This window comes from Sporosarcina sp. E16_3 (genome assembly GCF_017347125.1).
GTDB lineage: Bacteria > Bacillota > Bacilli > Bacillales_A > Planococcaceae > Sporosarcina.
The window spans coordinates 1-6,881 of sequence record NZ_JADPRX010000058.1 but is presented as its reverse complement, the minus strand read 5'-3'; the positions used below and the strand labels follow the sequence as shown (position 1 = coordinate 6,881).

At 40.4% G+C, this 6,881-nt stretch carries 6 protein-coding genes and 1 pseudogene; 1 reads left to right on the top strand and 6 read right to left on the bottom strand.

The window, feature by feature from the left end; all coding sequences use genetic code 11:
• The 6 genes and pseudogenes from I2483_RS18835 to I2483_RS18810 form a co-directional block, all read right to left on the bottom strand.
• Positions 1-465 (bottom strand): annotated as a pseudogene (locus I2483_RS18835) (amino acid degradation protein); the annotation flags it as partial.
• Between the two features lie 20 nt (positions 466-485).
• The gene (locus tag I2483_RS18830; protein ID WP_207278599.1) at positions 486-1,649 is read right to left on the bottom strand and encodes an aminotransferase class I/II-fold pyridoxal phosphate-dependent enzyme; all 1,164 of its coding nucleotides are present in this window, start codon (positions 1,647-1,649) and stop codon (positions 486-488) included.
• A 28-nt stretch (positions 1,650-1,677) separates the two neighbouring features.
• Positions 1,678-2,964: a TRAP transporter large permease gene (locus tag I2483_RS18825; protein ID WP_207278598.1), complete on the bottom strand. Its 1,287-nt coding sequence runs from the start codon at positions 2,962-2,964 to the stop codon at positions 1,678-1,680.
• On the bottom strand, positions 2,961-3,455 hold the full coding sequence (locus tag I2483_RS18820; protein ID WP_207278597.1) for a TRAP transporter small permease: 495 nt from the start codon (positions 3,453-3,455) through the stop codon (positions 2,961-2,963). The genes I2483_RS18825 and I2483_RS18820 overlap by 4 nt, the downstream gene beginning before the upstream one ends.
• A 59-nt stretch (positions 3,456-3,514) precedes the next feature.
• A complete protein-coding gene (locus tag I2483_RS18815) occupies positions 3,515-4,537 on the bottom strand; it encodes a TRAP transporter substrate-binding protein (RefSeq protein ID WP_207278596.1) in 1,023 nt (340 codons plus the stop codon).
• The gene (locus I2483_RS18810; RefSeq protein ID WP_207278595.1) at positions 4,534-5,202 is read right to left on the bottom strand and encodes a GntR family transcriptional regulator; all 669 of its coding nucleotides are present in this window, start codon (positions 5,200-5,202) and stop codon (positions 4,534-4,536) included. Before I2483_RS18810 ends, I2483_RS18815 begins: the two co-directional genes overlap by 4 nt.
• Before the next feature lie 133 nt (positions 5,203-5,335).
• On the opposite strand from I2483_RS18810, the gene I2483_RS18805 reads away from it, so the two are divergent.
• The gene (locus I2483_RS18805; RefSeq protein ID WP_207278594.1) at positions 5,336-6,691 is read left to right on the top strand and encodes an FAD-binding oxidoreductase; all 1,356 of its coding nucleotides are present in this window, start codon (positions 5,336-5,338) and stop codon (positions 6,689-6,691) included.
• The last annotated feature ends 190 nt before the right edge of the window (positions 6,692-6,881 follow it).

Sequence of the window (6,881 nt, the reverse complement as noted above, 5' to 3'; positions counted from 1 at the left end):
TTTTTCGATGAGCTGCATATGAAGAGCAAGCCCCATTTTCATATCCATCGTACCGCGACCAAACAAGTAATTTCCTGTCTCAAGGTCAATACGTGCAGCTTCCGGTAAATCTTTCTTATGTTTAGGCTCAAAAAGCTTTTTCGTCAGTTCTTCTGGATGAAAAGCAAGAGGTTCTAATACACCATATTCTTCTGTCCAAACCGTATCAAAATGGCTCATAAGCACAATTGTTTCCGTTGCCTCCGGGTGCTTGTATAAAGCGGTGACTGCGTGACGACCAAGTCCTGCATCGTGCAGTTCTAACCTATCCGGATTGTCCTTAAAATAAGCTAACTCTTTTAATTTCGCCTTTAACTTGGGAGCAAATGCACACTCCCCATCTGTTAACGTACGGCTATCCCAGCTAACGAGTTCACATAACAGCGCTCGAAGTGTAGAGGGTGTGCCCCATAAATAATTTTCCATTAAATAACCCTCCCCTATAATTAAAGAACCGATAATTCTAGTAAAAACTTCTCTAAACGATCCATTCCTTTTTCAAGGACAGGCATTGCATATGCATAGGAAATACGAAGATATCCTTCTCCATATTCACTAAAAGCACTTCCAGGAACAGCAGCAACTCCGCCCTCCTCAAGTAATCTTGTGGCAAATAAATAAGAATCCATGCCATATTTTTTGATTGAAGGAAAGATATAAAATGCGCCATTCGGCTTAACGACATCAAGCCCCATTTTCATTAACCTGTCATAAACAAAGTCACGTCTTTTAACGTATTCCAAGTTCATTTCAGCAGGAATATGTCGGCATTCGTTTAACGCTACAATTCCCGCATGCTGACTAGGAACCGACGCACAGACCGAATTATATAAATGAACTTTCAAAACGTGTTCCATAAAGTTAGCCGGACCTAGAACATAACCGATTCTCCATCCTGTCATTGAATGTGACTTAGACAGACCGTGGATTAGAAAGAGGCGGTCTCTTAAAACTTCATATTGTGCAAAGGATACATGGTTTCCCGAAAATGTATTTTCACTGTAAATTTCATCCGATAATATAAACACATTGTGTTTTTCAAGAACCAATACCAATTTATCCATCTGTTCTTTTTCAATTGTCACACCCGTCGGATTGGAAGGGAAATTGAAAAGAATCGCTTTCGTTTTTGGTGTTATGAGTGATTCTAATCGCTCCGGTGAAGGCTGAAATGCTGTATCTGTCGTGTCAAGATACACAACCTTAGCACCACATAATTCGATAATCGGCTCATATCCGAGATAGAGCGGTGTTGGCAGAATAACTTCATCACCAGGCGACAAAATTGTACGAAAAGCTGAGTCAATTGCTTCGCTAGCACCATTCGTAATAACAATTTCATTTTCCGGATTATAGAAAAATCCGTATTTATCTTTAAAAAAAGATGATACAGCTTGTCTTAATTCAATTAAACCCGCGTTATGGGAATACCCAGTCTCATTATTTTCTATGGCCCTTATCCCTGCATTTTTTACTGCCTCAGGCGTCGGGAAATCCGGCTGACCAATTGTCAAATTGACGGCATTTGGAAAGTCGACCAGCCTATTTGAGAACTGTCTTATGCCGGGAACGGGTATCATTTCTACTTTTTCATTAATTGTCAGCTTCATTTTATTCACCTTTCAATAATCAATGTTATTAATTCCCAAGGAGATTTGGCAACCATAAGGAAAGTGCAGGTATATATGTGATTACGAGTAAACAGATAATCATTGAAAGAAGGAACGGGAGTACAGATACGACGATTTTTTCAAACTTCACATTCCCAACACTTGAAGCGACAAATAGATTGACACCTAACGGCGGTGTAATGAACCCAATGGCTAAGTTGGCAACTAATATAACACCAAAGTGGACTGGATCTACCCCGACCACTACAACAATTGGCAAAAGAATAGGCGTTAAAATAACAAGTGCCGAAATCGTATCAATAAACATCCCCACAACTAATAGTAACAAGTTTATGGTAAGCAAAATGACAAAAGGATTGCTAGAGAAGTCCGTTAAGAATGCCGCTATTTGATTTGGAATCTGTTCAAGCGTCATAAAGTATGCAAATGATACGGATAAACCGATAATAATCATGGTGGTGGCATTAATAACGACTGCCTCACGGAATGACTGGAAAGAATTCTCCCATGAAAGTTCTTTATAGACGAACTTCCCAACAATAAATGCATAAACAACGGCAACTACGGCTGCTTCTGTCGGCGAAAAAATACCGCCGTAAATCCCACCTAAAATGATAACTGGTATAAGCAAAGCCCATTTAGCTTCATAGGTAGCTTTCAATACATCGCTGAATTTAAATACTTCATGTGCGGCAGGCTTGTAACCCCGTTTGTTAGAGATGATATAAGCGGTAATCATTAATCCGACCCCAATTAGAATGCCTGGTATGATACCAGCAAGGAACATGTTACCAACTGATACACCACCAATAACACCATATAAAACGAATGGAATACTTGGTGGAATGATGACACCGATGGACCCCGCTGATGCTGCGATTGCTGCAGCAAAACCGCCATCATATTTACGAGCCACCATAGCTGGAATCATGAAGCCACCAATAGCCGCAACTGTCGCTGGACCAGATCCCGAAATAGCAGCGAAAAACATACAGGCAACGATTGTTACCATTGATAATCCACCTGTCATCCATCCGACCATCGTTGTCGCAAGGTCTAGAAGACGTTTTGAAACTCCACCTTTCCCCATTAAGAGACCCGCGAGCATAAAGAACGGTATGGCCAGTAGTGGGAATGAATCTAAAGACGTAAACGCTTTTTGTGTAATAATCGCAAGCGGGAGATCAGATCCGAAGTAGATTGCAACTAACGCCGATACACCTAGGGAAATCGCAATTGGAACACCAATCAGTAGACAAACGAACAATGTTCCGAACAATAAAGCGATTGTCATACTATGATCTCCTCACTTTCCGGCTTATCATAATTACCGCGCCAAACTTCAATCATCTGCTCGATAAGTCGAATGGCCATACCCCCGCCACCAAGTGGAATTGCAATGAAAGGAATCCACATTGGAATTTGAAGAGCAGGTGACACTTGACCATTTTGCAGGCTTGCCAACACAAGTTGCGTCCCGAATATTGCCAAAAATAATGCGATAGCAAACCAAATGATAATACTTACTGATTCAAGTATTTTTCTAAATAGTCCATTGAACCGTTCAATGAAAGCACCGACTCGTATATGCTGTCGATGTTTCACAGCATAACTCGCGCCAATCCAAACTTGGAAAATATGTATGTAACGAGCCATTTCTTCCGTCCAGCTTGGTGCAGAACCAAAAACATAACGACCTACAACTTGACCGAATATTAAAATGACCATTACGACTAACGTTAGTACGAGGATACTTTCTTCAAATCGTTTGAATTTATTTCTCATACGGTCAGCTTCCTTTCAAAAAGGAAGAACCAAGGAATTCCCCTTGATTCTTTTCTTTATTAATTGTTTGCAGCTTTTGCTTTTTCTACGAGATCTTCACCGATTTCAGATGTATATTTTTCATATACAACTTTTGCTGCTTCGCGGAACGCGTCTTTTTGTTCACTTGTAAGTTCGTTAACTTTCATTCCATTCTCTTTTAACTTTTCAAGGAAAGAAACGTCTTGCTCCTGTGCAATTACACGTTGCTCAGTACGATATTCTTCTGATGCTTCTACAACAAGGCTTTGCAAGTCTTCCGGCAATTTGTTATAGAAGTCATTGTTCATAAGTAATATAGTAGCTGCGTATACATGTCCACTTAGCGTCAAGTAATTTTGCACTTCATAGAATTTATTTGTGTAATAAAGTGAGATAGGTGCTTCCATAGCATCATATGATCCTTGTTGCAGTGCCGTGTAAAGTTCACCGAAAGAAAACGGGGATGCGTTTGCACCAAATGCTTTAAAGGTATCCGTGTGGAGAGGGTTTTCTAAAGTTCTATACTTCAAGCCTTTCAAATCATTTGGTGAAGTAATAGGTCCTTTGTTATTTGACATGTGGCGAAAACCGTTTTCAGCAAATACAAGCCCTTTTAAACTGTTCTTTTCAAGTTCTTTTAATAGGCTTTCTCCTAGCTCTCCATCAAGCGCTTTGTATGCCGCTTTGTGATCATCGAAAATGAAAGGAAGGTCAAAAACCATGAAGTTTTTATTGAATGATGCAAGTGGTGCCACTGCCGGAATTGTCATTTCCACGTTTCCGAGCTGTACTGCTTCAATCGCTTCCCTGTCCGATCCAAAGAGTTGACCGTTAGGATAGATTTCTACCTTAAGGCGACCATTAGATTCTTTTTCAAGCTTTTCTTTGAAGGTCACCGCTGCCACGTGTGAAGACTGCTCTTCAGCTACTAAATGAGCGATTCGAATTGTAAACACTTCTTGATCATTACCATCTTCCTTGCTTTTTCCACTAGTAGACGGACGTCCACATGCTGCTAATACTAAAACTGTAATCGAAAGTAATACAAGTAATTTCTTCATTTTTCGTCCTCCTCTTTAAAGTAATTTAAAAATCTTTTTTCCACTTTATTTAAATGTTCCGCCATTTCTTTCATTGCTAGGTCCAAGTCTTGATTTTTAATCGCAGCAGTAATTCGTTCATGTTCTTCGTATGCTTCTATAGCGCTCATATGGACAGTATTTGATAATACAAGGAATGCTCGATTTATACCGGTGTTCATTTGATGAATCAAATGTTTAATTTTCTCATTTTCATTTTGCGAAGCTAGAATGAGATGAAACTTACGGTCATAATCAATAAATTCTTGAAAATCATCATTTGAAATCGCTTTCATTTGTTCTTGCAAGTTGTCCTCTAATTCACTTATGAAAAACGCATCACTATTGAAAATAATTTTTTCGATATTATAAACTTCTAGCACGCACCGCAATTCCATAAATTCCAATGAATCTTCTTTCGTAAAAGTGGCAACGGTTGCTGGCTTTCCTTTGTTTAAATTGATAAGCCCTTCCATTGCGAGTTTTCGTATAGCCTCTCGTAAAGGTGTACGACTAACCCCTAAATCACTAGCTAATTTCTCTTCCGTCAGCTCTGTTTTAGGTGCAAGTTTGCCTGAAATAATAGCTTTTTTTAATAATGAATAGGCTTGCTCTGCCAATGAGGCTCTTACAATAACTTTCTCCATTCGATAACCCCCCTTTTTTCCCTTCCAACAATCCTCCTGTCGCATGAATGTATACTGTATACAACAACAATATATTAAGTTAAGATACTTGTAAATAGGAACTTTCCAAATAATTAGTTAGGAGTTGAAGTATTTGTTTATTAATGAACTCAAAACACGTCTAGGAGCCGATAAAGTTAGTCAAAGTGAGGCAGAATTGTTTCGCCATAGTAAAGATGAATCAGCGCATCCCCCCATCGAACCGGAAGTCGTCTGCTTTCCGGAAAACACCGCAGACATTGTTACCATTATCAGCGTTGCTGATAAATTTGGTATTAGCGTAACTCCATATGGCGCTGGATCAGGGCTTGAAGGTCAGATAATCCCGATGAAAAGGGGCATTTCAATCGATTTTGAACGGATGAATAAAGTTGTCGAATTCTCCCCCGAAGATTTGACCATTACGATTCAACCTGGAATCACCCGCTTGCAACTGAATGACCTTACAAATCGGCAAGGGCTTCAATTCCCTATCGATCCCGGTGCAGATGCAACAATTGGAGGAATGGTTGCAACAAATGCAAGCGGAACGACAGCTGTGAAATATGGTTCTATGCGGGATCAGGTGTTGAACCTCGAAATCGTATTGGCGAGCGGCAAAGTGATTCGAACAGGAACAAAAGCCAAAAAGTCATCATCCGGTTATCATTTGTCTGGACTGTTTGCAGGCTCTGAAGGAACGCTTGGCATCATCACTGAAATTACATTGCGACTTCACGGTATTCCAGAACATGTTATTGCGGCACGATGCACATTCGATGACATCAGCACTTGCGCAGAAGCTGCAACCCTGATTTTACAAAGCGGCATCCCCGTATTGCGCATGGAACTTATCGATGATAAAAGCATTGCAACAATCAATGCTTACGGGGACTACCATATACCCGTAGCCCACTCGCTCTTTTTTGAATTTGCAGGAACCAAATCCGGAACTGAAGAAGAAGCTGCTACTGCCGAAGAACTTATGCGGGAACTTGGATGTAATCATTGGGAAACGGCAGACACTTCGAAAGAACGTGCGCTACTTTGGAAAGCACGCCATGAACTTGCCTATGCCTATAGTCATACGGAAGGGGTGGTTGTTACTGGTGGGGATGTCTGCGTCCCAATTTCAAAGTTGCCTGAAATGGTTAATTTAGCACGTGAATTAGTTGAAGAAAGTGGATTGAAAAGCGGTATTTTCGGACATGTCGGCGATGGTAATTTCCACACAATTATCGCTTTCGACCCGAACAAGCCGGAAGAAAGGAAAAGGGCGGAATATACAAATGAAGCACTTGCCATGCGTGCCATCGAAGTTGGAGGCAGTTGTACAGGTGAACATGGTGTAGGGTTAGGTAAACGTAAGTTTCAGCATGCCGAACACGGAGAGGCCCTCGAGGTAATGAAGCAGATGAAACAGATGTTAGATCCAAAAAACTTACTGAATCCGGGTAAGATTTTCCTGTAAATGATAGGGGAGTCTTATTGTTTCATTGAATATAAAAGGATACCTGTGCATTAATGGGCAGGTGTCCATCTAATATAACCTCAAAATTATTTGAATCAATTTCATATCTCTGAGCCCTTGCGGCTCTAAGTATAAAACGGCAAGAAAATAGAGCACCTCCCCAAATCCTGTATAATGAGAGTTCTGACAC

Excerpts from the sequence above, each read along its gene's own strand:
- I2483_RS18830 (WP_207278599.1), bottom strand. The coding sequence starts at position 1,649 with ATGAAGCTGACAATTAATGAAAAAGTAGAAATGATACCCGTTCCCGGC.
- I2483_RS18825 (WP_207278598.1), bottom strand. The coding sequence starts at position 2,964 with ATGACAATCGCTTTATTGTTCGGAACATTGTTCGTTTGTCTACTGATT.
- I2483_RS18820 (WP_207278597.1), bottom strand. The coding sequence starts at position 3,455 with ATGAGAAATAAATTCAAACGATTTGAAGAAAGTATCCTCGTACTAACG.
- I2483_RS18815 (WP_207278596.1), bottom strand. The coding sequence starts at position 4,537 with ATGAAGAAATTACTTGTATTACTTTCGATTACAGTTTTAGTATTAGCA.
- I2483_RS18810 (WP_207278595.1), bottom strand. The coding sequence starts at position 5,202 with ATGGAGAAAGTTATTGTAAGAGCCTCATTGGCAGAGCAAGCCTATTCA.